A 21651-nucleotide genomic window follows, 5' to 3' on the forward strand; every position below is an offset into this window, starting at 1 on the left:
GTCCGGTTGAACAATTTCTACGATCCGGCCGTCTCGATGCCCTTCTGCATGCCGATGATCGCGTCGTTCACGGACTTGGTTCCGGTCAGGGCAGCATATGCGTTGTCCTGAATGGCTTTGGACACCGCCGGATAGAACGGGGTGACCGGTCGGGGCACCGCGCTGGCGATGGAATCCTTCAAGGCGGGCAGGTACGGCATCTTGGCGATGAGCGCCGGATCGTCGTAGATCGAGGCCCGTACCGACGGCAGCGCGCCGGAGGCGATGATGTGCTGGGCTTCCTCGCTGATCAGGAACTTCAGGAAATCCAGTGCTGTGGCCTTGTTCTCGGAATACGCGCTGATCGCGGCGTTGTAGCCGCCGAGGGTCGAGGCGCCGATCCCGGTGTCTCCGGGCAGCGGCGCGACCCCGAACTTGTCCTTGACCGCGGAGGCTTCCGAAGCGGCGTCACCGTAGGTGGAGGGCCAGCTGCGCAGGAACATGAGTTTGCCCTGGGTGAACGCGGCACCGCTCGTCGGTTCCTGGAAGGTGATGGCTTCGCGGGGGATATCGCCGACCCGATAGGCGTCCACCAGCTGCTCGAGCCCGGCCCGCGACTCCGGGCTGTTGACCGTCGGGGTGCGGCCGTCGGTGCCGACGAACGTTCCGCCGAAGGCGTTGATCACCTCGGCGGTGTTCACCGTCAGGCCCTCGTAGGGCGCGAACTGGCCCGCGTAGCAGCCGATCTGGTTGTCCCGGGCCAGCGGGCAGCCGGCGCGCATCTCGGCCCAGGTGAGCGGGGGATTCGGCACCAGGTCCTTGCGGTAGAACAGCAGGCCACCGTTGGTGTTGCGGGGCGCGGCGTACAGGGTGCCGTTGTAGGTGGCGCTGGCCACCGGCGGCGACAGCAGCGGCGAGGTGTCGATGGCGAACTGGTCCTCCAAGGGCTGGATCCAGCCCTTGGCCGCGAACTCCGCGGTCCACGGCACGTCGAGGGCGACCACGTCGTAGTCGGTCGATTTCGCGCGCATGTGCTCGACCAGATCGTCGTACTGGGCCGAGGCGTCGTTGGACTGTTCCTTGTAGGTGACCTGCTCGTCGGGATGGGTGGCGTTCCAGCGGTCGATGACCTGCTTGACCGCACCGGTCTCGGTGGTGTCCTTACCTTCGACGTAGGTGATCGGGCCGCGGCCGTCCTGGTTCATGCCGAGCTGTTCATCGGTGTCGCTCGTGTTGCAGGCGGTGGCAAAGGTCACGGTCAGCAGCGCGATCGGCCATAGGACGAGCGCGGCACGTAGAGACGGCGCCTTCTTGAAAGCCATCGCGGAACTCCAGGGTCGACACAGTGAGCGGCAGCACAACGCAACATACATGGTGTGCACGCTCGGTGTCGGATACTCCCGTACCGAAGTGAGCGGAGGCGCGCGTGGCCACGGACATCGGCGACTCCGCCGGGACGGGGCGCAAGGCCGGGCGTCGGCGGGCGTCGCGGGTATAACGACTGGTAGGCGTACCTCCGCATTCGCTCCGGCCGTGCGCGGACAGAGGACGGGCTATGCCCGGCTGCGCCGGCTGGGCGTACCTCCGCATTCGCTCCGGCCGTGCGCGGACAGAGGACGGGCTATGCCCGGCTGCGCCGGCTGGGCGTACCTCCGCATTCGCTCCGGCCGTGCGCGGACAGAGGACGGGCTGCGCCGATTAGGCTGTAGCCCGATGTCCTCCGCGAACGCAGTCTCCGATCGCCTGCTCACCAGGATCGGTGGACTGCTGCGCAAAGCCGAATCCACCGACAACGAGCACGAGGCGGAGGCGTTCCTGGCCGCGGCGCAGCGGCTGGCGACCCGGTCCTCGATCGACCTGGCGGTGGCGCGGGCACACACCCGGGACCGGGAACGGCCCAGCGCGCTGATCCAGCGGATGATCCCGATCGGTGAACCCGGCCGCAAGGGTCTGCGCACCTATGTGCAGCTGTTCGTGGCCATCGCCACCGCCAACGATGTGCGCTGTGATGTGGCCCGCACCTCGACCCAGGTCTACGCCTACGGGTTCGCGGCGGATATCGCCGTCTGCGAAGCGCTCTACTCCAGCCTGCTGGTGCAGATGGTGCGGGCGTCGGACCGGTACATCAAGTCCGGCGATCACCGGGCCGCGACCATGGAGAAGGTCGTCACCGAGCGCCGGGCCGGGCGGCGGGTGCGCCGCGTGGTGCGGGTCCCGGTGGCCGGGGTGACGGCCAGGCTGAATTTCCAGCTCGCGTTCGCCGAGCGCATCGGAATCCGGCTCGCCGAGGCCAGAGCGGACGTCGAACGGTCCGCGACCGGCCGCGACGTCCGGACCGCCACACCGGGCGCTGCGGACCGGGCCGCGGAAACGGCGCTGGCATTGCGCGGCAAGGAGATCGAGCTCGCCGATTTCTACACCCGTAACTCGGAGGCCCGCGGCACCTGGCGCGGACCGCGCACCTCCACCGGCTACGCCCCGGACGCCCGGCGCGCGGGGGACCGGGCCGGGCGGGCGGCCCGGCTCGGGCCGGCGCGGGAACTGGACGGGGCGCGCGGGCAACTCCCCGGATAGCCGGCCGTGCGGGATACGCAGCGCGCCAGGGTGTACGACGCCGAGCAGCTGGTGCGTTCGGTCTTCGACCGGGCGGCGGAATTCGGGCAGCGCACGGTCGAAGTGCACGGGTCGCGGCTGACCTTACCGGTGGAGCGGAAATTCGCCTCGGTGGATTCGGTGCAGCAGTACTGCGACCGGGTACTCGCTCTCGGCTGGGTCGCGGCTACCTGGGAGCGGGCGGGTGTGCCGATCCGGGTGCGCGCTCGTGCCGGAAATATCGCCGCTCATTACGAATCCGGGCAGGCCGTGCTGGCGGTACCCCTGCGCGCGGAGACCTCGGCGCGCGGTCGGACCGCGTGGGCGCTGCGAGAACTGGTCGTTCTGCACGAATTGGCACACCATCTCGAACCACGGCCGGAGGCGGTGGCCGCACACGGACCCGAATTCTGTTCGCGGTATGTGGATTTGGCCGACGGCGTGATCGGACCGGAGGCGGGGCTGCTGTTACGCCTGACCTTCCACGACTCGGGCGTTCGGTTGGGTTGAGTCGCGGTTTCGACGCCCCGGGAAGTTCGTCCAGAGCGCATCCGGGTTCGTCGGACGGGCACGGAGGCATACGGGCCGAGCGTGTCGTCGGCCACGAACACCGTTCTCGCCCCGGGTGTTCGTGGCCGGCAGTTTCAGCGCGGCGCGTCCGGTCCGGTCCGGAGGTCGGTGAGGAAGAAGGCCCGGATGTCCTCGGCGAGTAGTTCGGGGACCTCCATGGCGGCGAAGTGGCCGCCGCGGTCGAACTCCGACCAGTGCCGGATGTCGTAGAGCCGTTCGGCCAGCGGTCGCACCGACTGGGTGATGTCGTGGGCGAACACCGCCACCCCGAGCGGCACCGGGCACGGTGCCGACCCCCGGGCGGACTCGCGCGTCAGTCGTGCCGAGGAGGCCGCGGTGGCGGTCAGCCAGTACAGCGAGACATCGGTGAGCATCCGCTCATCGCTGACGGGTGTGCGAGGGTCGGTCCACTGGGCGAAGCGCTCCGCGATCCAGGCCAGCTGGCCGACCGGTGAGTCGGTCAACGCGTAGCCGATGGTCTGCGGGGTGGTGGCCTGCAACGCCTGGTAGGGGGGCCGGTTCGCCATCAGGTACTGCACCTTGTCGAGCCGGGCGCGATCGGTTTCGGACAGTTCGAGGCCGGCGGCGGGGTCCGGCCGGGTCGGCAGGTAGTTGACGTGCACTCCGACGACGTGTTCGGGTGCCAGCGCGCCGAGCGCCTGGGAGATACCGGAACCGAAATCGCCGCCCTGCGCGCCGAAGCGCTCGTATCCGAGGCGGTGCATCAGTTCGGCCCAGGCCCTGGCGACCCTGGTGGTGTCCCAGCCGCGCTCATGGGTGGGCCCGGAGAAACCGAAGCCCGGGATGGAGGGGATCACGAGGTGGAAATCGCGGGAGAGCGGTTCGATCACGTCGAGGAACTCCAGGAACGAGCCGGGCCAGCCGTGGGTCAGGATCAGCGGCAGCGCATCGGGTTTCGCCGATCGGATATGGACGAAGTGGATGTTCTGCCCGTCGATCTCGGTGGTGAAGTGCGGGAGTTCGTTGAGTTCGGCTTCGTGCGCGCGCCAGTTGTAGCCGGTGCGCCAGTATTCGGCGAGCTCCCGCAGCCGGGCCAGCGGGAATCCGTAATCCGTACCGGCGTCGGTGATCTCGTTGGGCCAGCGGGTGCGGGCGAGCCGGTCCGCCAGATCGTCGAGGTCGGCCTGCGGGATATCGATCTGGAAAGCGGTGATGGCGGTCGGGTTCACGGTGGTCTCCTGAGCGGGAGTGGGTCGAGGGTCGGCGGATGGAATGAGGGAGGTACACCCCGTCACGGTGAGGGTGAGGGCGATCGCGGCGAGGGCGGCGTATCGAACAGGACCGTCCATGTGGCTCCTTTTGTTGGTAACGCCAACGATAGCAACAGTTGGTATAACCAACAAATATGAAGCCGGGTGGTGCTGGAGGCGCGCGCCGAAAAGCCGGAAAACGGCTGGTCGAAAAGGGTGGAGCCGTGCGATGGGGAGACGGTGCCCGTCGCCGCGGCCGCCTCCGACGCCATGTTGAACGACGAGGCCGGCCGCGCCGCGCACGGCCTGAAACGAGGCGTCAGTGGTAGAAACGCGGCCCGGCGACCGAAACCATGAACCTTCCGGCAGTTCTGGTAGGCGGCCGCGGGCGGAGGAGATGCCGCCGGATGCGACCGCGATAGGACCTCACACTTCGGTGTGCCGCGACTCCAGCAACCGTCGCATGCGGGCGATCCACCATTCGGTGCGCTCCGGATCCGGGTGGCGGTACTTCTCCAGCAGGTCGGGATCCGGTGCGGGGGCGGTACGCGGGAGCGGTAGGAAACCATCCACCGGGCGCAGGGGTTCGGTGACGATATCGCCCTCGAACAGGTTCACCGTGCCGAGACCGCACGCGTGATCGAGCTCCGGGAGGGCGCCGGCCAGGGCCAGCTGCGCGGCCAGCCCGACGCTGGTTTCCAGGGCGGAGGAGATCACGCACGGTAGTCCGGCGGCCTCGGCGACCCGCAGGGCTCGCCGCACGCCGCCGAGCGGAGTGCATTTGAGGACCGCGATATCCGCGGCGCCGGCCACCGCGACCCGCAGCGGGTCCTCGGCGCGGCGGATGGATTCGTCGGCGGCGATGGGTACCTCGACCCGGCGGCGTACGTCGGCCAGTTCCTCGATCGTGCGGCACGGTTGCTCGACGTATTCCAGACCGCCTGCAGCCCGGTCGATCTCGCGGATGTGCCGGACGGCGGTGGCGACATCCCAGACGGCATTGGCATCGACGCGGATCGCGCCGCCCGGTCCCAGTGCCGACCGTACGGCTTCCACCCGGGCCAGATCCTCCGGCAGTGATCTGGGATGGTCGGCGATCTTCACCTTCGCCGTGCGGCAACCGGACCCGGCGACGATCTCGTATGCCCGGTCCGGGCCGACAGCGGGCACCGTGCAGTTGACCGGGATCCGGTCCCGCACCGGTTCCGGCCAGCCGACGGTGATCTGTTCGAGGGTGGTGTCCAGCCAGTGCCCGGCCTCGTGGTCGGCGTATTCGGCGAACGGGCAGAATTCGCCCCAGCCGCGGGGCCCCCGCAGCAGCACCCCTTCGCGCACGGTGATCCCGCGGAACTTCGACCGCAGCGGAATCGCGTAGACGTGCACCTCGTCGATCCGGGGCAGTTCGCTCACCGTGACCACACTAGGCCAGGTCGTGCGCGCGGCCGGGGACGAGCCGGCGTCGGCCGGGTGGTGGCCGCGCGGCCACCACCCGGTCCGTACCGCCCGCGATCAGAGCCGTTCGAGAATCGTGGCGTTGGCCAGGCCGCCCGCCTCGCACATGGTCTGCAGACCGTAGCGGGCGCCGCGGTCGTGCATGGCGTGGACGAGGGTGGTCATCAGCCGGGCCCCGGAGGCGCCGAGCGGATGGCCGAGGGCGATCGCACCGCCGTTGACATTGACCCGCCCGGGGTCGGCGCCGGTGTCGTGTTCCCAGGCCGTCACCACGGAGGCGAACGCTTCGTTGATCTCGATGAGGTCGATATCGGCGAGGGTGAGCCCGGCCCGGTCCAGGACCTTGCGGGTGGCCGGGATGACCGCGGTCAGCATGAGCAGCGGGTCGTCTCCGGCCACCGCGAAACTGTGCAGCCGGGCCAGTGGGCGCAGGCCGAGCGCGCGGGCCCGTTCACTGGTGGTGATGAGCACGGCGGCGCTGCCGTCGCTGATCTGGCTCGCCGTCGCCGCCGTGATGTTCCAGCCGATCTGCGGGAACCGTTCGGCCATGGCCGGGTCGTAATAGGCGGGCTTCAGCCCGGCCAGGGTGTCGAGGGTGGAGCCGGTGCGGATGCCCTCGTCGGTGTCGAGGCCCGCCAGCGGGGCCAGCTCGGCGGCGAATTGCCCGTTCTTGGTGGCCCGGGCCGCCTTTTCGTGGCTGTTCAGTGCGAATTCGTCGAGCTGCGCCCGGCTCAGCCCCCATTTCGCGGCGATGAGTTCGGCGCTGATGCCCTGGGGGACCAGCCCGTCCGGATACCGCCGGGCGAAACCCACCCCGGAGATGTCGTCGGCGCCCCGGGCGCTCGCGCCCATCGGGACACGGCTCATGGATTCGACTCCGGTGGCCACCACCATGTCGTAGGCGCCGGCGAGCACGCCCTGCGCGGCGAAGTGGACGGCCTGCTGGCTGCTGCCGCACTGGCGGTCGACCGTGGTGGCCGGGACCGATTCGGGGAAACCGGCCGCCAGCGCCGCTCGCCGGGTCATGTTCACGCCCTGTTCGCCGACCTGGCTCACCACCCCGCCGATCACGTCGTCGATGAGGGCCGGGTCCACCCCGGTCCGGGTGATCAGCGCGCTCAGGCTGTGGGCCATGAAGTCCACCGGGTGGATGCCGTGCAGGGCGCCGTTGGGCCTGCCGCGTCCGATGGGGGTCCGTACCGCATCGACGATGACCGCGTCTCGCATATCGATTCCTTCCGCCGCCGGGGCGAACCCTGGCTAAAGTTATCTAAAGCCAGATTAGGTGCTGACATCAGTGGAGGCAAGTCAGGGTCGATATGATGGGCGGATGGCAGCGGTGATGGAAGGCCCTCTGGCCGATCTCGACTCGTGGAAACCCGACCACTGCTCGATCGCGATGGCGCTCGAGGTGGTCGGCACCCGCTCGGCGATCCTGATCCTGCGGGAGGCCTACTACGGCACCACCCGGTTCGACGGTTTCGCCGCCCGGGTGGGAATCACCGACGCCGCCGTGGCCGGCCAGTTGCGCAAGCTCACCCAGGCCGGGCTGTTCACCAGGCAGCCCTATCGGGAAGAAGGAAAACGCACCCGCCACGAATACGTACTGACCGCGAAAGGCCGCGATCTGCTACCCGTGGTGCTGGCGCTCATGCAGTGGGGCAATGCCCACCTGCAACCCGGGCCGCCCCCGCTGGGCCTGGTCGAGGCGGCCACCGGGGACCCGGTCCGGGTACAGGTGCGCAGCGAATCCGGCCGCGAGATCGGCGTGGACGATCTCGGCGTCCGGCTCAACGAGCAGTGGCGCGCGAATCAGCTCAGGCGGCGGCCGTCGTCGGGCGCGAAGAAGTAGACGTGCTCGGGGGCCGTGGCCAGACGCACCCGGCTGCCCTTCGCCGGCGGGTTGCGCCAATCGGTACGTGCCACGATCGTGTCCGCGCCCTGGGTGTCCTCGGTGGGCCGGCCGTAGATGAAGGCGTCGGAGCCGAGCTCCTCGACCACGTCCACCTCGATCTCGATTCCCGAATCACCGGCTTCCAAATGCTCGGGACGGATACCCACCGTCACCGTCGCGCCCGTGGCATCGGCCACCGATCGCGGCAGCGGCAGCGAGAACCCGCCGATCCGCACCGCCCCGTCGGTGACCGGGAGGGTGAACAGGTTCATCGCCGGTGACCCCATGAACCCGGCGACGAACACATTCGCCGGATCCCGGTAGAGATCGCGCGGGGCGGCGCACTGCTGCAGCAGCCCGTCGCGCATCACCGCGACCCGGTCGCCCATGGTCATGGCCTCGACCTGGTCGTGGGTGACATAGACGGTCGTCGTCGCCAGCCGGCGCTGCAGCTGCGCGATCTGGGTGCGGGTCTGCACCCGTAGTTTCGCGTCCAGATTGGACAGGGGTTCGTCCATCAGGAAGACCCGCGGGTCGCGCACGATGGCCCGGCCCATGGCGACCCGCTGCCGCTGACCACCCGACAGTGCCTTGGGCAGGCGATCCAGCAGCGGTTCCAGATCGAGCAGACGGGCCGCCTCGCCTACCCGGCGCTGCTTCTCGTCCTTGCCGACCTTGGCCAATTTGAGTGCGAAACCCATGTTCTCGGCCACCGTCATATGCGGATACAGCGCGTAGTTCTGGAAGACCATCGCGATATCGCGATCCTTGGGGTCGGAATGGGTGACATCGCGGTCACCGATCAGAATGCGGCCGCCCGATACTTCCTCGAGTCCGGCGAGCATGCGCAGCGAAGTCGACTTCCCGCATCCCGAGGGGCCGACCAGCACCAGGAACTCACCATCGGCGATCTCGAGTTGCAACTGATCGACAGCGGGTGTCTTGGCCCCCGGATACTGCCGGGTGGCGCGATCGAAGGTCACCGTGGCCACGGCTTGTTCACTTCCCTTCACCGGTTGGAACACGCGAAGTGGAGCGAATTCGCAACATGTGCGTGGTCATGGCGTCAGAGGCTACCGCTGGTGTTCTCGAGCTCCGCATGGTCTGTACGTTTTCGGTGCGTATCGTGCCAGTGAACGCACCGACTGTCCACCCCCGCCGGCGCCCTGTGACGCGCCGGGCGGTCGAGGCGCGGAACCGGTGCCGCGGCCCTGCTCCGCCGCGGCAGCACCGCATTGCCGACGACACTTGACTGTGCCGCTGCGGCACGGTTGAGGCTGGGTATCGCGCCGGCGCGTTCGCGGCGGGAACGTAGCGGAGGAGTCGGATATGACATGGAGTACCCGTCAGCTCGCGGAACTCGCCGGCACGAGCGTGCGGGCGGTGCGCCACTACCACGACATCGGCCTCCTCGCGGAACCCGAACGCGCCTCCAACGGTTACAAGCGCTACGGCGTTGCACACTTGCTGCGGGTGCTGCGTATCAAACGACTCGCCGATCTCGGCGTACCGCTGTCGCAGATCGCCGAGATGGGCGACGGGGAAGGTTTCCCCCGCGACGCGCTCCAGACCCTGGATGCCGAATTGGCCACGACCATCGAACGGTTGCAGCGCATCCGGGTGGAACTGGCGCTGATCCTGCGGCAGGGCACACATACCGATCTTCCACCCGATATCGGTCCGGCCGCCCAGGTACTCACCGACGCCGACCGCGCCTTCACCGTCATCCTCACCCGGGTCCTGGGCCCTTCCGGCATGGGCGCGCTGCGGGACCTGCTGAACGACCAGCGCGACGAGCCCGCGACGGCGGAGTTCGACAACCTCCCCGCCGACGCCGATGAATCCACCCGGGCCGAGCTGGCCGAACGGCTGGCTCCGTACGTGGACGAGCTGACCTCGCAGTATCCCGAGATCACCGCCCCGGCCACCGATTCGCCGGTGGGCGCGAAGCGGGCGGCGGAAACGGTCGGCAAAGCGCTGCGGGATCTGTACAACCCGGCCCAGATCGACGTCCTGGTCAAGGTGAACCGGCTGCTCTACGGGCCGGACGGGCAGCCGCCGGGCAAGGATCGGCGGCCCGGCCCGGGGTGAATCGTCGCGGTGGCGGCCGGCGCGAGCGCCGTGCGGATTCCCGTGTCAGTGGGTGTATCAGCCCGGCGTCAGGCCGGTGTCAGCCGGGCCGGTGAGAGTGGCATTGTCCACCGGCTCGAACAGCCGGTCGCCCACAACTCCCGGAGGAGAAAGATCATGTCCGTCACCTTGACCGATCAGGATAAAGCCACCCTGCGTACCGCCGCCTACGGCGCCGTCTCGCTGATCTCGGCCACCAGCGCGGTCGGTGGCTCGCCGCACAAGGCCGCCACCGACGGTTCCATCGCCTTGGGCTCGGCGACCGGCCCGATCGGACACGTGCTCGCCGATGTGAAAGCGAAGGAGATCACGCTGAAGGGAAAGAACGTCGCGGAACTCGCCGATCAGGTACTGCCGGCCCTGACCGCGGCCATGAGCCTGCTGAAACAGCAGAATCCGGCCGAGGCGGACAACTTCCGCAACGCAGTCCTCGTCGCAGTCGAGTCGGCCACCAGTCCCGACAAGGCCGCGCCCGCCCCCGCCCTCGTGGATATGACCCGCAAGATCACCACCGCCCTCGACGCCGCGTGAAGGCAGGGCTCCGGCCGGTAAGGCCCGGCCGGGGCTCTACTCTTCGAAAGTGCGCGAAACCGGCCGATCTTCGCCGCTGCACGGCTAGAGCCCCGGCGAAGTCGAACCGACCATCGAGCTTCTGCGCAAGCACGAGCACCCCGATGCGGTGCGGAAGGTCCACATCGCAGTGCAACGTTGTCCCGGTGCCGACCGGGGGACGGCCCCGCTCGGCGAATGACAACAACCGGCCCGATGGAGGGCCGCACGATTACGGTGACATCCATCGGTACCACGGGCCCATCTCGTCGCGGCGTCCCGCGAGAAACCAACTGCAGCAGGCCGGGGTCCTGGACGGAATGTGCAGGTGCACAGCGCAAGCTATCGGCGACGATCTCGGGCTGGAAGCAGTCCGGGATGTGCCTATACCCTGGTGGGTCATCTGTTCTGCAAGACGCTGCTGTGCGGAGGAGTTTGCGATGGGTGACAGTGTGCCGACGGTGCACCACCGGTGGGCGGAAGTCGACGGAGTATCGGTGTTCTACCGTGAATGCGGCCCGGTCGATGGACCTGTGGTTCTGCTTCCTCACGGGTACCCTTGTTCGTCGTATGCGTTCCGGAACCTGATGCCATGCCTTGGCGACCGATGGCGCACACTGGCCCCGGATTTTCCGGGTTTCGGATACAGCGCTACACCCGCCGCCGACGATTTCGATTACACATTCGACGGCTACGCGCGGTTCTTGAGGCGGTTCACCGAGGTACTGGACCTGTCGCGATATGTGATCTATCTGCACGACTACGGTTCGCAGTTCGGGTTTCGTCTGGCTATGGCCGCTCCGGACAAGGTGAACGGTCTCATCATCAGTAATGGCGACATCTACGAGGATCAGCACGGACCGAAGTATCGGCCGCTGCGCCGGTTTTGGGACAACCCCACCGAGGAAGGCCGCCGAGAGCTTTCCCAGGCCGTAACCGAAGAGGGATTCCGCGATGAGTTCATCGGCGAGATCGACCGGGACCTCGTCGAACTCGTCAGCCCGGATCTGTGGACGCTGGCGTGGGCACAGCTGGGAACACCTGAACGCCGGGAGAACTTGACGAATCTGCTGGCCGATCAGCGCAACACTCTGGCGTGGTTCGCCCGTGAGCAAGCCTACCTGCGAGAACACCGTCCTCCGACGCTGATCGCCTGGGGGCCGCAGGACGGTTACATGCCGGCCGGCGCCGCGCACGCCTATCATCGTGACCACCCCGACGCCGAGCTTCACCTGCTGCGCGGCGGGCATTGGCTGCTCGAAACCAATCTCGACGAAATGGTCGGCCTGATTCGTAGCTTCCTTCACCGAGTGCCGATGGTTGCCGAAACGAACTGACCCATGGATGGTCTCGGGTTACCGATGGTTGCCTGGAGCGTGCCGGCTTCCGTGGTCGCCGGTACTGCGTAGTTCCACCTGAACCTTGCCTCGGGTGGATTGCCGCGCGTAGGAAACGCGATGTCGGCCACGGTCACACTCCTGCCGCAGGTTGTGCAGATCGCGATACGCGAACGCACCGCGTAACCCCCTCATCGGGTACGCGGTGCGTCGCGCGAACACCCCGGACGAATCCGGCGGACGCTAACTCGTGGTGGCGAGTTCGCCCTCGGGTTCTCCCGGACGGACCGGCGGGTTCGCCGGCCGTTCGGGTTCCTTGGTGAAGAACAGCATCGCCGCCGCGCCGATGAGGCACAGGACCGTCATGACGACGAAGCCGCCGTCGTAGGTGCCGGTTTCGGAGACGATGAAGCCCATCACCGCCGGGGCCACGATCCCGGAGAGGGCGAAGCAGGCGTCGGCGAAACCGGCCGCGGTACCGGGCTGGGTCGGGGCGGCGTCGATCGAGGCCACCCACCAGATCCCGCCGGTGATGAAGCCGAAGCCGACACCCGCGGAGATACAGATCAGGGCGACGGTGAGGTTGCCGGGGAAGAACAGGATCGGGGCGATCGAGGCACCGGCGAGCAGCAGCGCCACGCCGATGATGAGGAATCGCGACCGGATGCTCTCGGTGCGTTTGTACACACGGTCCACCAGGATGCCGCCGGCGAGCGCGCCGACCACACCGGCCGCCCACGGTGCCACCGAGAAACCGCCGACCTGCTTGATGGAGAGTCCGAATTCGTGTTCCAGGTACTGCGGGAGCCAATACATGAAGGCCCAGAACATGAATCCCCAGGCGAAATAGCCGAGTCCGACGAGCCACAGGTTGCGGTTGCGCAGGATCTCGCCCCAGTCGACCTTCTCCTCGTGCCCGCTGTCCTCACCGTCGGTCTGACCGGCGCGGATGTAGCGCAGCTCCTTGTCCGAGACGAAGGACGCCTCGCTCGGCGAGTTCTTCAGGAACGGGTAGGCCACGACCACCCAGATCAGTCCGGCGACCGCGAGCACGAAGAACATGCCCTTCCAGCCGACCAGCGCGATCAGCTGGGTGAGGATCGGTCCGCCGATCAGCAGGCTGCCGGAGACGGCGACGCCGCCGATGAGGGCGAGCGCCTTACCGCGTTCGTGCGCCGGCAGCCACCGGCTGGCGATCCGCGTCGCCGCCGGGAAGCAGGGCGCTTCACCGGCTCCGAGGAGGATACGCAGCAGGATCAGACCGATGAACCCGCCCGCGAACGGGGTCAGCGCGGTGGCCGCGGCCCAGATGAACATTCCCACGATGAGGACACGGCGCGAACCGTACCGGTCGACCAGCGGCCCCGATAGCAGGGCGAAAAGCATGTAGCCGATCGAGAATGCGGAACTGATGACGCCGTACTGGCCGGTCGTGATTCCGAACTCGTCCCGCAGGTGGCTTGCTGCGAACGAGATGGCGCTGCGGTCTACATAATTCACCACCACCAGGCCCAAGATGATGGCGATTGTCCACCAACGCGATTTCATAACGAACTCCTCGGATAAAGCTGCCGCGGGTCAGATGACCCCGCGTGCCCGCAGGTCGTCGATGTCCTCGGGGCTGCGCCCGAGATGGGTGAGGACCTTGTCGGTGTCGGCACCGGCGGGTCGTCCGGTGTGCCGGATCGCCCCGGGCGATCGAGTCATGCGCCACATCACGTTCTGCATGCGCATGGGGCCGAGCTCGCTGTCCTCCACGGTGGTGACCATGTCGGTGGCGACGACCTGCGGATCGGTGAGCAGGTCGCTCGGACGGTAGACCGGCGCGACGGCCGCGCCGGCTTCTTCGAAAACACTCGTGACCTCGTCACGAGTTCGTTCGGCGATCCAGCCGCCGACGTATGTGTCGAGCAGGTCGGCGTGCCGGGCGCGGGTGCGCCCGGTCGCGAACCATTCCTCGTCGATCACCTCGGGATGCCCCACCAGCCGCATCACGCGTTCGGCGATGGCCTGGGCGCTGGTGGAGATCGCGACCCAGTGGTCGTCCTTGGTGCGGTACAGGTTCCGGGGCGCGTTGTTCTGCGACCGGTTACCGGTCCGCTCCTGGTCGATCCCGAGTTGATCGGCATAGATCACGCCGGGGCCGACCGCGGTCATGATCGGACTGAGCAGGTCGAGGTCGACCTCCTGTCCGGTGCCGCCGTTGCGTTCGCGTTCGAACAGCGCCATCGAGATCGCCGAGGAACCGGCGATACCGGCGATGGAATCGGCGAGCCCGAAGGCAGGCAGGGTGGGCGGCCCATCGGGCTGCCCGGTCAGGTGGGCGAACCCGCTCATCGATTCGACCAGCGTGCCGAACGCGGGACGTGTGGCGTAGGGGCCGTGCTGCCCGAAACCGGTGACGCGCAACATGATCAGCGCCGGATTACGGGACGAGAGTTCCGCGTAGGACAGCCCCCAGCGTTCGAAGGTGCCCGGGCGGAAGTTCTCGATCACCACATCCGCGTCGGCGGCCAGATCCCGGAAGATCTGCTGGCCGTCGGGAGTGCCGAGGTTCAGCGTGATCGTCTGCTTGTTGCGGGCGACCATCTTCCACCACAGCGGGATTCCGTCCTTGTCGAGGCCGTGGCCGCGCATCCCGTCCGGTTTCTGCGGGTGCTCGATCTTGATGACCTCGGCGCCGAAATCCCCCAGGATCTGGGCGGTCAGTGGTCCGGCCAGGATGGTGGAGGCATCCAGGACCTTGATTCCGCGTAGCGGTCCGGTCGGCTGCGACTCGTCGTTCACCTACGGACTCCTCAGTACGGGCGCGAGATGTAGCGGCCCGCGGGCTCGCCGGTGACCACGCCGTCGGCCAGCACCCGGTTACCGCGCACGAAGGTGTCGGTGACCGCGGCGGTCAGCTCGAAACCCTCGAAAGGCGTGTACTCCTGGGTGGATTCGGAGTCGGCGGCGCGCACGGTCCAGGTGCGGTTCGGGTCGACGATCGCGATATCGGCGTCGACGCCCTCGGTGAGGCGGCCCTTGCCGGGCAGGCCGTAGCGGTCGGCCGGGTTGGACGCGGTGAGCTGGGCGATCCGGCGCAGCGACAGACCGCGCTTGCGGCCCTCGGTGAGCAGCCCGGGCAGCAGGTACTCGGTGCCGCCGAAACCGGACTTGGCGGCGAACACGTCGTCGCGGTCCGCGCCGAACTTCACCTCGTCCTTGCAGCAGGCGTGATCGGAGACTACCCAGTCGATATTGCCGGCGAGCAGGTGCTCCCACAGGGCTTCCACATCCTCGCGCGGGCGGATCGGCGGGTTCACCTTGGCACCCAGTCCGTTCGCGTTGTCGATATCGGTGAGCAGGTGACCGATGGTGACCTCGCGGCGGAAGTTCACGTGCGGGAACGCCTCGGCCATCTTCATGGCGGCCTTCAGTGCCTTGGCCGAGCTCAGGTGCAGCAGGTTGATATTCGGCAGTCCGGTCTCGTCGGCCAGGAAGGACGCGATGGTCACGGCCAGGCCCTCGGAGTGCTGTGGGCGCGAGGCGCTGTAGGCGGCGAGGCCGCTGAGCTTCCCCTCCTGCTCGACGATCTTGGTGTAGGCGCTCATGATCTCGGCGGTCTCACAGTGCAGCGACAGCGAGATGTGATCGGCCAGTTCGGGAAACTGTTCCCGTGCCTTCTGCACCCCGCGCATCACGAACTCGAAATGCGCGATGTCGTAGCGTTCGTCCTCCGGAATCATGAGGAAATCGCTCTGCGAGGTGGATCGCCCGTGCAGGCCGTGGCTGCCGTAGAACATGAAGATCTTGAACGAGGTCACGCCCTGATCGGAGGCCAGCTCGGGGATCTCACCGATGTGCTCCTTGGACATGGGCGCCAGGTGGAACGCGTAGTCGATATAGCTGCGGCCCGCCGAGGCGTCCAGCACCTCCGGGAAGAAGTCGGCGTAGGCACCGCCCTTGTTCAGGTAGTACTGCCCGGTCCGCATATAGGTCAGCGCGGTGGTGACACCGCCCTGGGCGCTCGCGCGGGATTCGGTCTGCGTGTCCTCGGCCAGCGGGTTGTAGATGCCCCAGTGCTGGTGGGCGTCCACTACGCCCGGAAAGATCAGCTTGCCGGACGCGTCGACGATCTCGGCATCCGCGGACTCCAGGTTCGTGCCGATGGCGGCGATCTTGCCGTCGACGATCAGGATGTCCGCGGACTCGCCCTCCGCGGGGGCCGAGTTGTCGGTGCGCACCACGGTGCCGTTCTTGATCAGGTACGAGGTCATTTCTTCTCCTGGCGAATATCCGATAGGTGAAAGCTGGGAATCAGGCGGCGACCGGGCTGCTCACGTGCTCGGCGGCGAGGAACGCCAGGCCGAGCGCGGTGATGAGGCCGTTACCGGCGAGGTAACCCCCGGCGCCGTGACCCGAGATGCCGATGGCCGCGCCGCCCGAGGCGTAGAGGCCGGGGACCGGCACACCGCCGGCCAGTACCCGCGCGTGTTCGTCCACGACCAGACCGCCCTGGGTGTGGAACAGGGCGGGGGTCACGGCGACGGCGACGTAGGGCGCGGTAAGGGGATGGCGCTCGTCGGTGCGACCTTGCCGGTCCGGTTCCGCGCCCGCCGCGGCCCGGCGGGCGGCACCGAGCTCGTCGTCCAGCGCTTCGGCCGGTACGCCGATCCGTGCGGCCAGTTCGGCGGCCGTCGCGGCGCGGACCAGCGAACCACTCTCGGCAACCGCGCGGAAATCGTCGAACACCGAGCACAGCGCTTCGATGTGCTGGTCGATGACGATCCATCCGGCACTGCCGGGCTGGGCCGCGAGGATGGCCGCGAACTCCGAATAACCCGTGGTCTCGGGCGCGAACCGGCGGCCCGCGCTGTTCACGATGACGCCGCCGTGGACGACGGTGGCCCAGCCGATGAGGGTCTGGCTGCGCGAGGAGAGCGCCGCGTGCCCCTGGTAGGCGTCGAGGAAACCGGTGTCGGCGCCCAGACCCCGGCCGATCCGCAGCGCGTCGCCCCGGCTGAACCGGCCGCCGTGATAGTGGGCATCGGCGATCTCCGGGATCCAGCGGCGCACCAGGTCGCTGTCGGCGCCGAAGCCGTTGGTCGCGAGCAGGACGGCGGGGGTGGTCAGCCGTTCGGCGTTGCCGTCCGGGGTGACGATCTCCACCCCGGTGACCCGGCCGTCGGTGGTGAGTACCTCCCGCAGGCTCATCGGCGCGATGAGTTCGATCCGCGGGTGGGCCCGCGCGCGCTCCACGAGGTGGCGCAGCAGCTTGGCACCGTGGCGGCCGGGGAGGGTGTGGCAGCGGTCGGCGCTGTGGCCGGGGTAGCGGAAGTCGGTGACCAGTTCGAGGGCGAGTTCCTGGGCGTCGGCCAGCCAGGTGACCAGCCGCGCGCTCGACTCGGCGAGGGCCCGGGCCAGACGGTGATCGGCCGTACCGCCGGTTTTGCGGTCGATATCGGCGAGGAACCGGTCCGGGCTGTCCGCGACACCCGCGGCCTGCTGCCAGCGGGTACCGGCGGCCGGGATCATCGCGGTGCACATCGAGGTGTTGTTCCCGCGCTGGAAGTACTCGTCGGCGTCGACCACGAGCACGTTCGCGCCGAGTTCGGCGGCGCGCAGCGCAGCGACCAGCCCGCCGCCCGCACCGGCGACGACGAGATCGAAATCCGGACCGTCCACGCTTCCTCCTAATCTGTTCCGCTTAGCGGAACGCAAGAATGTGGTCCCCTGCACTATGCACGTTCGACAATCCGGACACAAGTGCCTGTAGAAACGATTAACGCCGACGAAACTCATGCATGAGCCGGTCGAGCGGCCTGGACAATCGTTTCGCTAAGCGGTACAACTTTGTTCAGATGTACGTCGGTCGCGGCGGTAGCGTCGCCGTCGGAACAACGAAAAGACCCCGCAGAAACGGAGCCACGATGGAGTCCTCCAGTGGAGGCACCACGTCTGCCGCCCGGGCAGCCGAGGTACTGCTCGAGTTCGGCCGCCGGTCGAGCGCGCTCGGCGTCTCGGAGATCGCCCGCTCGACCGGTATGTCGAAGGCGGTCGCCCACCGCATCCTCACAACCTTCGTCGAATGCGGTCTGCTGCTCTACGAGCCCTCGACCCGCCGGTACCTGCTCGGACCGGCGGCGGCGACGCTGGGCGCACGCGCACTGGACGTATCCCCGCTGCGGCGGATGGCCCGCGAGGCCCTGGTGGACCTGCAGCGCGCCACGGGCGAGACGGCGACCGTCACCGGCCGGTTACCGGGAGGTCGCGTCTACCTCGATCAGGTCGAGAGTACTCAGGAAATCAAGATGACCGTCGAGCTGGGTCGCCGGTTCGACCTGCACAGCGGCTCGTCGGGCCGGATCATTCTGGCCCACCTCTCCGAGGAGGAACAGGACGATCTGCTGTCGCGACCGCTGCCCCGGCTGACCGCCACCACGATCGTCGACCCCGCGTCGCTGCGCGCCGCGCTGCGCGAGGCGCGGGAACGGGGAGTGTGCCGGTCCACCGGCGAACGCCAGGAGGGCGCCGGATCGATCGCGGCGCCGGTGTTCGGCGCCGACGGCACGGTGATCGGATCGGTATCGGTCTGCGGCCCGAGCTACCGGATGACCGAGGAAGCATGCGACCGCTACGAGAGCGCACTGGTCGAGGCGGCGCAGCGGGTTTCGCGAGCGTTGGGCTACCGGCCGCCGAACCCCGTCGCGGCGGAGGCGAAATGACCCCGCGCAGCTGGCTCTACGTGCCCGGACATCGCGACGACCGGATCGGCAAGGCGATCGACAGCGCCGCCGACGCCGTGGTGATCGACCTGGAGGACGCCGTACCGGTCCACGCCAAGGAACGCGCGCTGGCCAATGCCCTCGCCGCCCTGCGCACGACACCATCAGAGCGCCGGATCTGGTTGCGGCTCAATGCCATCGGGTCATCCTGGTTGGACAACGAGCTCGCCGAACTGGCCGCCGCGCAGGTCCCGCCCGCGGGGGTGCGGCTCCCCAAGGCCGAAACGCCCGAATCGGTGGCGGCCACCACCGACCGGCTCACCTGCCAGGTGCACGCGATCATCGAATCGGCCGCGGGCCTGCTCGCGGCGCCCGCTATCGCGAAATGTCATCCACGGGTCACCGGTATCGCGCTGGGCGAAGCGGATCTGGCCGCCGATCTGCGCACCGAGGCCGACGGCCTGGCGTGGGCGCGCGGCTGGATCGTCACCGCGGCGCGCGCCGCCGGACTGTCCTCACCGGTCCAGAGCGTCTGGACGGCGGTCGATGACTCGGCGGGGTTGGCGGAGAGTTCGCGCATCGGCCGCGCCCAGGGCTTCTTCGGGCGTTCGGTCATCCATCCCAATCAGATCGGCATCGTCAACCACGCCTTTACACCGTCGCCGGAGGAACAGAGCCGAGCCCGGCGAATCGTGGAGTGCGCGGCCGCGTCCCAGGCGGCGGGGGAATCCGCGGTTCTCGACGAGAACGGCAGATTCATCGATCCCGCCGTCGTCGCGAACGCCCGCGTGGTGCTCGACCGGGCAGAGGCCACCGCAATACGAGGAGTGAGGATTTGACCGAGAAAACCGTGACCGCATCGGACGCGCTGTTGCACGCTGTGGTGAACAGCGACGTCGACGTCGTCGAGCTCGGGCATCCGTATACGACGGGTATGCCCTGCTCACCCAACCATCCGGGGTTCCGGATGACCCTGATCCGCCGGCACGGCGATATGGTCCGTCCGGACGGCGGATCGGCGTCCAACGAGATCATCGTGACCGGTGGGCATGTCGGCACCCATGTGGATGCCTTGTCCCATGTCAGCCACTGCGGCAAACTGCACGGCGATATCGACGCCGAGGAAGCCCAGCGCGGCGGGCGGTTCTCCCGGCTCGGCGCGGAAACCATCCCCTTCATGCTCCGGCGCGGATTGCTGCTGGACGTGCCGCGGGTGCGCGGCGTCGCAGCCCTCGAAGCGGGCCAGGCCGTCACCGAGCAGGATCTGCGCGACGCCGCCGACGCGGCCGGGGTGACGCCGCGGCGCGGGGACGTGGTCCTCATCCGTACCGGCTGGGCCCGTCATTTCGACGACGCCCAGCGCTACCTCGGTCAGCAGGACGGGGTGCCGGGCGCCGATGTGGGCGCGGCGCAGTGGCTGGCCGCCGCCGGGATCGTGGCGGCGGGAGCGGATACCACCGCCTTCGAACATATTCCGCCCGGCAAGGGGCACAGCGTGCTGCCGGTGCACCGAGTTTTGCTGGTGGAGAACGGAATCCACATCATCGAGCACCTGAATCTGGAGGACGCGAGCGCCCGCGGCCTGACCGAGTTCACCTTCGTGATGGCGCCGCTGCGCATTACCGGTGGTACCGGTTCGCCGGTGCGCCCGGTCGCGGTGGTGGCGGCATGAGCGAGTCAGGCCCGGAGGCGGTAGCGAAGCGTGACCACGCAGGGCCCTCGCTCATGCCCGGCCGGCACAGCGTGACCGCCGCCACCACCGCCCGCCACGACCTCACCGGAACCGTGGTCGGCCGGCTCGCGGCCCTGGCCGCGGACACCCGCACCGCCGGACTCGCCACCGACCTGCGCAGGGATGTGGCACGGCGGGTCCTCGATGTACTCGGCAACTCCCTCGCCGCGCAGGGGCAGCCCTCGGCGCACGCCGTCACGGCCGTGGCGCGCGGCTGGGCCGGGGCCGCCGCGGCCACCGGTATCGGCACCGGCCAGCGTTTCCCGGCCGCCACCGCCGCGCTGGTGAACGGCACCCTGGCGCATTCGATGGACTCCGACGACACCCATCTGCCCTCGGTACTGCACCCTTCCGCGTCCGTGGTCCCGGCCGCGCTCGCGGTCGGCGAGGCCACCGGAGCCTCGGGTGCCGCGGTCCTGGACGCGGCGGGCGTGGGTATCGAGATCGCGGTGCGCCTGGGCATGGGTGGCTACGACGAAGAACTGGGTAATTCCGAATTCTTCGAACGCGGCCAGCACGCGACATCCATCTGCGGCGCCGTCGGCTCCGCCGCCGCGGCGGCCATGCTCTACGGCCTCGACGTCGAAGGTATCGCGGACGCGATGGGTATCGCCGCCAGCTTCGGCGCCGGACTGCTGGAGGCCAACCGGACCGGCGGCACGGTGAAACGTGCGCACTGCGGCTGGGCCGCGCATTCGGGAGTCACCGCGGCGGAATTCGCCCGGCACGGGCTCACCGGACCGCCCACCGTGATCGAAGGCCGGTTCGGATTCCTGCACGCCTTCTGCGGGGACCGGGCCGATACCGCCAAGGTCGTCGACCGGTTGGGCGAACACTGGGAACTGCCCGGGATCTTCTTCAAGCCGTATCCGTGCAACCACTTCACCCACGCCGGTATCGATGCCGCCCGCGCGCTGCGAGCGGGCGGCATCGATCCGGAGGCGATCGTGGAGATCGAGCTCGGCGTGCCGACACCGGTGCTGCGCACCATCGCCGAACCGCCCGCCGCCAAAGCCGCCCCCGAATCCGGCTACCACGCGGCCTTCTCCGGCCCGTTCACGGTGGCACGGGCGCTGCTCGGCGGATCCGGGCTGGGCGTGGGCCATGCCGATTTCACCGACGAAGCCGCACGCGACCCACGCACGCTGGCGCTGGCCGCGCTCGTGACCGCGCACCCCGACGCCCGGTGCGACGAGATCTACCCGCACCAGTTCCCGGCCGTGCTGCGGGTGCGCACCCGCGACGGGCAATGGCATGAGGCGCGTGTCGACCACAACCGCGGCGGCCCGGCGAATCCGCTCTCCGATGACGAACTCACTCTCAAGTTCGACCTGAACGTCGAAGGTCACCTCTCCGCGGCGCAGGCGGGGACGGTCGCCGAGCGTGCGCTCGCACTGCCGTCGGCCGGATCGCCGGCCGGTCTCATGTCGCTCGTCCGGGGCTGACTTTCCCGTCCCGGTCTACCCGGTCCGGTTGCGGTGGCGACCCCGCCGCCGCC

Annotated in this window: 20 protein-coding genes; 11 read left to right on the plus strand and 9 right to left on the minus strand. The window is 68.6% G+C overall.

Features of this window, described 5'->3' with window-relative positions:
* Positions 1–17 precede the first annotated feature (17 nt).
* A complete protein-coding gene (locus tag NF4_RS03600; protein ID WP_063125866.1) occupies positions 18–1301 on the minus strand; it encodes an ABC transporter substrate-binding protein in 1284 nt (427 codons plus the stop codon).
* 391 nt (positions 1302–1692) lie between these two features.
* On the opposite strand from NF4_RS03600, the gene NF4_RS03605 reads away from it, so the two are divergent.
* On the plus strand, positions 1693–2553 hold the full coding sequence (locus NF4_RS03605) for a DUF2786 domain-containing protein (RefSeq protein ID WP_063125867.1): 861 nt from the start codon (positions 1693–1695) through the stop codon (positions 2551–2553).
* Between the two features lie 6 nt (positions 2554–2559).
* The gene (locus tag NF4_RS03610) at positions 2560–3081 is read left to right on the plus strand and encodes a TIGR04338 family metallohydrolase (RefSeq protein WP_063125868.1); all 522 of its coding nucleotides are present in this window, start codon (positions 2560–2562) and stop codon (positions 3079–3081) included.
* Positions 3082–3215: 134 nt separating this feature from the next.
* Here the strand turns inward: NF4_RS03610 and NF4_RS03615 are convergent, their stop codons facing one another.
* Positions 3216–4451: an epoxide hydrolase family protein gene (locus NF4_RS03615; RefSeq protein ID WP_084532833.1), complete on the minus strand. Its 1236-nt coding sequence runs from the start codon at positions 4449–4451 to the stop codon at positions 3216–3218.
* A gap of 66 nt (positions 4452–4517) precedes the next feature.
* On the opposite strand from NF4_RS03615, the gene NF4_RS37470 reads away from it, so the two are divergent.
* Positions 4518–4709 (plus strand): hypothetical protein, encoded by a 192-nt coding sequence (locus tag NF4_RS37470; RefSeq protein WP_157119946.1) that lies wholly within the window; start codon positions 4518–4520, stop codon positions 4707–4709.
* 69 nt (positions 4710–4778) lie between these two features.
* Here the strand turns inward: NF4_RS37470 and NF4_RS03620 are convergent, their stop codons facing one another.
* Positions 4779–5762: an o-succinylbenzoate synthase gene (locus NF4_RS03620; RefSeq protein WP_439956727.1), complete on the minus strand. Its 984-nt coding sequence runs from the start codon at positions 5760–5762 to the stop codon at positions 4779–4781.
* Positions 5763–5861: 99 nt separating this feature from the next.
* On the minus strand, positions 5862–7031 hold the full coding sequence (locus NF4_RS03625; protein ID WP_063125869.1) for a thiolase family protein: 1170 nt from the start codon (positions 7029–7031) through the stop codon (positions 5862–5864).
* A 103-nt stretch (positions 7032–7134) separates the two neighbouring features.
* On the opposite strand from NF4_RS03625, the gene NF4_RS03630 reads away from it, so the two are divergent.
* Entirely contained in the window at positions 7135–7656 is a 522-nt protein-coding gene (locus NF4_RS03630) for a winged helix-turn-helix transcriptional regulator (protein WP_063125870.1), read from the plus strand.
* On the opposite strand, the gene NF4_RS03635 is transcribed toward NF4_RS03630, so the two are convergent.
* Positions 7617–8690 carry an ABC transporter ATP-binding protein gene (locus NF4_RS03635; protein ID WP_063125871.1) on the minus strand — a complete coding sequence of 358 codons (1074 nt, stop codon included), beginning with the start codon at positions 8688–8690 and terminating at the stop codon, positions 7617–7619. The two genes, NF4_RS03630 and NF4_RS03635, sit on opposite strands and share 40 nt — an antisense overlap.
* A 337-nt stretch (positions 8691–9027) precedes the next feature.
* On the opposite strand from NF4_RS03635, the gene NF4_RS03640 reads away from it, so the two are divergent.
* The 3 genes from NF4_RS03640 to NF4_RS03650 all read left to right on the plus strand — a co-directional run bounded on the left by NF4_RS03640 (position 9028) and on the right by NF4_RS03650 (position 11714).
* Complete coding sequence (locus NF4_RS03640; RefSeq protein WP_063125872.1) at positions 9028–9789, plus strand: helix-turn-helix domain-containing protein; 762 nt, start codon at positions 9028–9030, stop codon at positions 9787–9789.
* Positions 9790–9945: 156 nt separating this feature from the next.
* Positions 9946–10359 (plus strand): hypothetical protein, encoded by a 414-nt coding sequence (locus NF4_RS03645; protein ID WP_063125896.1) that lies wholly within the window; start codon positions 9946–9948, stop codon positions 10357–10359.
* A gap of 515 nt (positions 10360–10874) precedes the next feature.
* Positions 10875–11714 carry an alpha/beta fold hydrolase gene (locus tag NF4_RS03650; RefSeq protein WP_232330300.1) on the plus strand — a complete coding sequence of 280 codons (840 nt, stop codon included), beginning with the start codon at positions 10875–10877 and terminating at the stop codon, positions 11712–11714.
* Between the two features lie 243 nt (positions 11715–11957).
* On the opposite strand, the gene NF4_RS03655 is transcribed toward NF4_RS03650, so the two are convergent.
* The 4 genes from NF4_RS03655 to NF4_RS03670 are packed head-to-tail and all read right to left on the minus strand — an operon-like array spanning position 11958 to position 17381.
* Positions 11958–13262, minus strand: coding sequence for an MFS transporter (locus NF4_RS03655; protein ID WP_063125874.1), 1305 nt, complete (start codon positions 13260–13262; stop codon positions 11958–11960).
* A gap of 30 nt (positions 13263–13292) precedes the next feature.
* A complete protein-coding gene (locus NF4_RS03660; protein WP_063125875.1) occupies positions 13293–14501 on the minus strand; it encodes a CaiB/BaiF CoA transferase family protein in 1209 nt (402 codons plus the stop codon).
* A gap of 11 nt (positions 14502–14512) precedes the next feature.
* Positions 14513–15973: a dihydroorotase gene (locus NF4_RS03665; RefSeq protein ID WP_063125876.1), complete on the minus strand. Its 1461-nt coding sequence runs from the start codon at positions 15971–15973 to the stop codon at positions 14513–14515.
* A gap of 40 nt (positions 15974–16013) precedes the next feature.
* Positions 16014–17381 (minus strand): FAD-dependent oxidoreductase, encoded by a 1368-nt coding sequence (locus NF4_RS03670; RefSeq protein ID WP_063125877.1) that lies wholly within the window; start codon positions 17379–17381, stop codon positions 16014–16016.
* A gap of 245 nt (positions 17382–17626) precedes the next feature.
* Between NF4_RS03670 and NF4_RS03675 the strand changes: the two genes are divergently transcribed.
* The 4 genes from NF4_RS03675 to NF4_RS03690 are packed head-to-tail and all read left to right on the plus strand — an operon-like array spanning position 17627 to position 21598.
* Positions 17627–18421 (plus strand): IclR family transcriptional regulator, encoded by a 795-nt coding sequence (locus NF4_RS03675; protein ID WP_063125878.1) that lies wholly within the window; start codon positions 17627–17629, stop codon positions 18419–18421.
* Complete coding sequence (locus NF4_RS03680; RefSeq protein WP_063125879.1) at positions 18418–19260, plus strand: HpcH/HpaI aldolase/citrate lyase family protein; 843 nt, start codon at positions 18418–18420, stop codon at positions 19258–19260. The genes NF4_RS03675 and NF4_RS03680 overlap by 4 nt, the downstream gene beginning before the upstream one ends.
* A gap of 11 nt (positions 19261–19271) precedes the next feature.
* Positions 19272–20093 carry a cyclase family protein gene (locus NF4_RS03685; protein WP_063125897.1) on the plus strand — a complete coding sequence of 274 codons (822 nt, stop codon included), beginning with the start codon at positions 19272–19274 and terminating at the stop codon, positions 20091–20093.
* Positions 20090–21598 (plus strand): MmgE/PrpD family protein, encoded by a 1509-nt coding sequence (locus tag NF4_RS03690; RefSeq protein WP_232330301.1) that lies wholly within the window; start codon positions 20090–20092, stop codon positions 21596–21598. The genes NF4_RS03685 and NF4_RS03690 overlap by 4 nt, the downstream gene beginning before the upstream one ends.
* Positions 21599–21651: the final 53 nt, after the last annotated feature.

This window comes from Nocardia fusca NBRC 14340 (assembly GCF_001618425.1).
Taxonomy (GTDB): domain Bacteria; phylum Actinomycetota; class Actinomycetes; order Mycobacteriales; family Mycobacteriaceae; genus Nocardia; species Nocardia fusca.

Coding starts and splice junctions, on each gene's coding strand:
- NF4_RS03600 (WP_063125866.1), bottom strand. CDS start 1,301: ATGGCTTTCAAGAAGGCGCCGTCTCTACGTGCCGCGCTCGTCCTATGG.
- NF4_RS03605 (WP_063125867.1), top strand. CDS start 1,693: ATGTCCTCCGCGAACGCAGTCTCCGATCGCCTGCTCACCAGGATCGGT.
- NF4_RS03615 (WP_084532833.1), bottom strand. CDS start 4,451: ATGGACGGTCCTGTTCGATACGCCGCCCTCGCCGCGATCGCCCTCACC.
- NF4_RS03625 (WP_063125869.1), bottom strand. CDS start 7,031: ATGCGAGACGCGGTCATCGTCGATGCGGTACGGACCCCCATCGGACGC.
- NF4_RS03630 (WP_063125870.1), top strand. CDS start 7,135: ATGGCAGCGGTGATGGAAGGCCCTCTGGCCGATCTCGACTCGTGGAAA.
- NF4_RS03640 (WP_063125872.1), top strand. CDS start 9,028: ATGACATGGAGTACCCGTCAGCTCGCGGAACTCGCCGGCACGAGCGTG.
- NF4_RS03645 (WP_063125896.1), top strand. CDS start 9,946: ATGTCCGTCACCTTGACCGATCAGGATAAAGCCACCCTGCGTACCGCC.
- NF4_RS03655 (WP_063125874.1), bottom strand. CDS start 13,262: ATGAAATCGCGTTGGTGGACAATCGCCATCATCTTGGGCCTGGTGGTG.
- NF4_RS03665 (WP_063125876.1), bottom strand. CDS start 15,973: ATGACCTCGTACCTGATCAAGAACGGCACCGTGGTGCGCACCGACAAC.
- NF4_RS03675 (WP_063125878.1), top strand. CDS start 17,627: ATGGAGTCCTCCAGTGGAGGCACCACGTCTGCCGCCCGGGCAGCCGAG.
- NF4_RS03680 (WP_063125879.1), top strand. CDS start 18,418: ATGACCCCGCGCAGCTGGCTCTACGTGCCCGGACATCGCGACGACCGG.
- NF4_RS03690 (WP_232330301.1), top strand. CDS start 20,090: ATGAGCGAGTCAGGCCCGGAGGCGGTAGCGAAGCGTGACCACGCAGGG.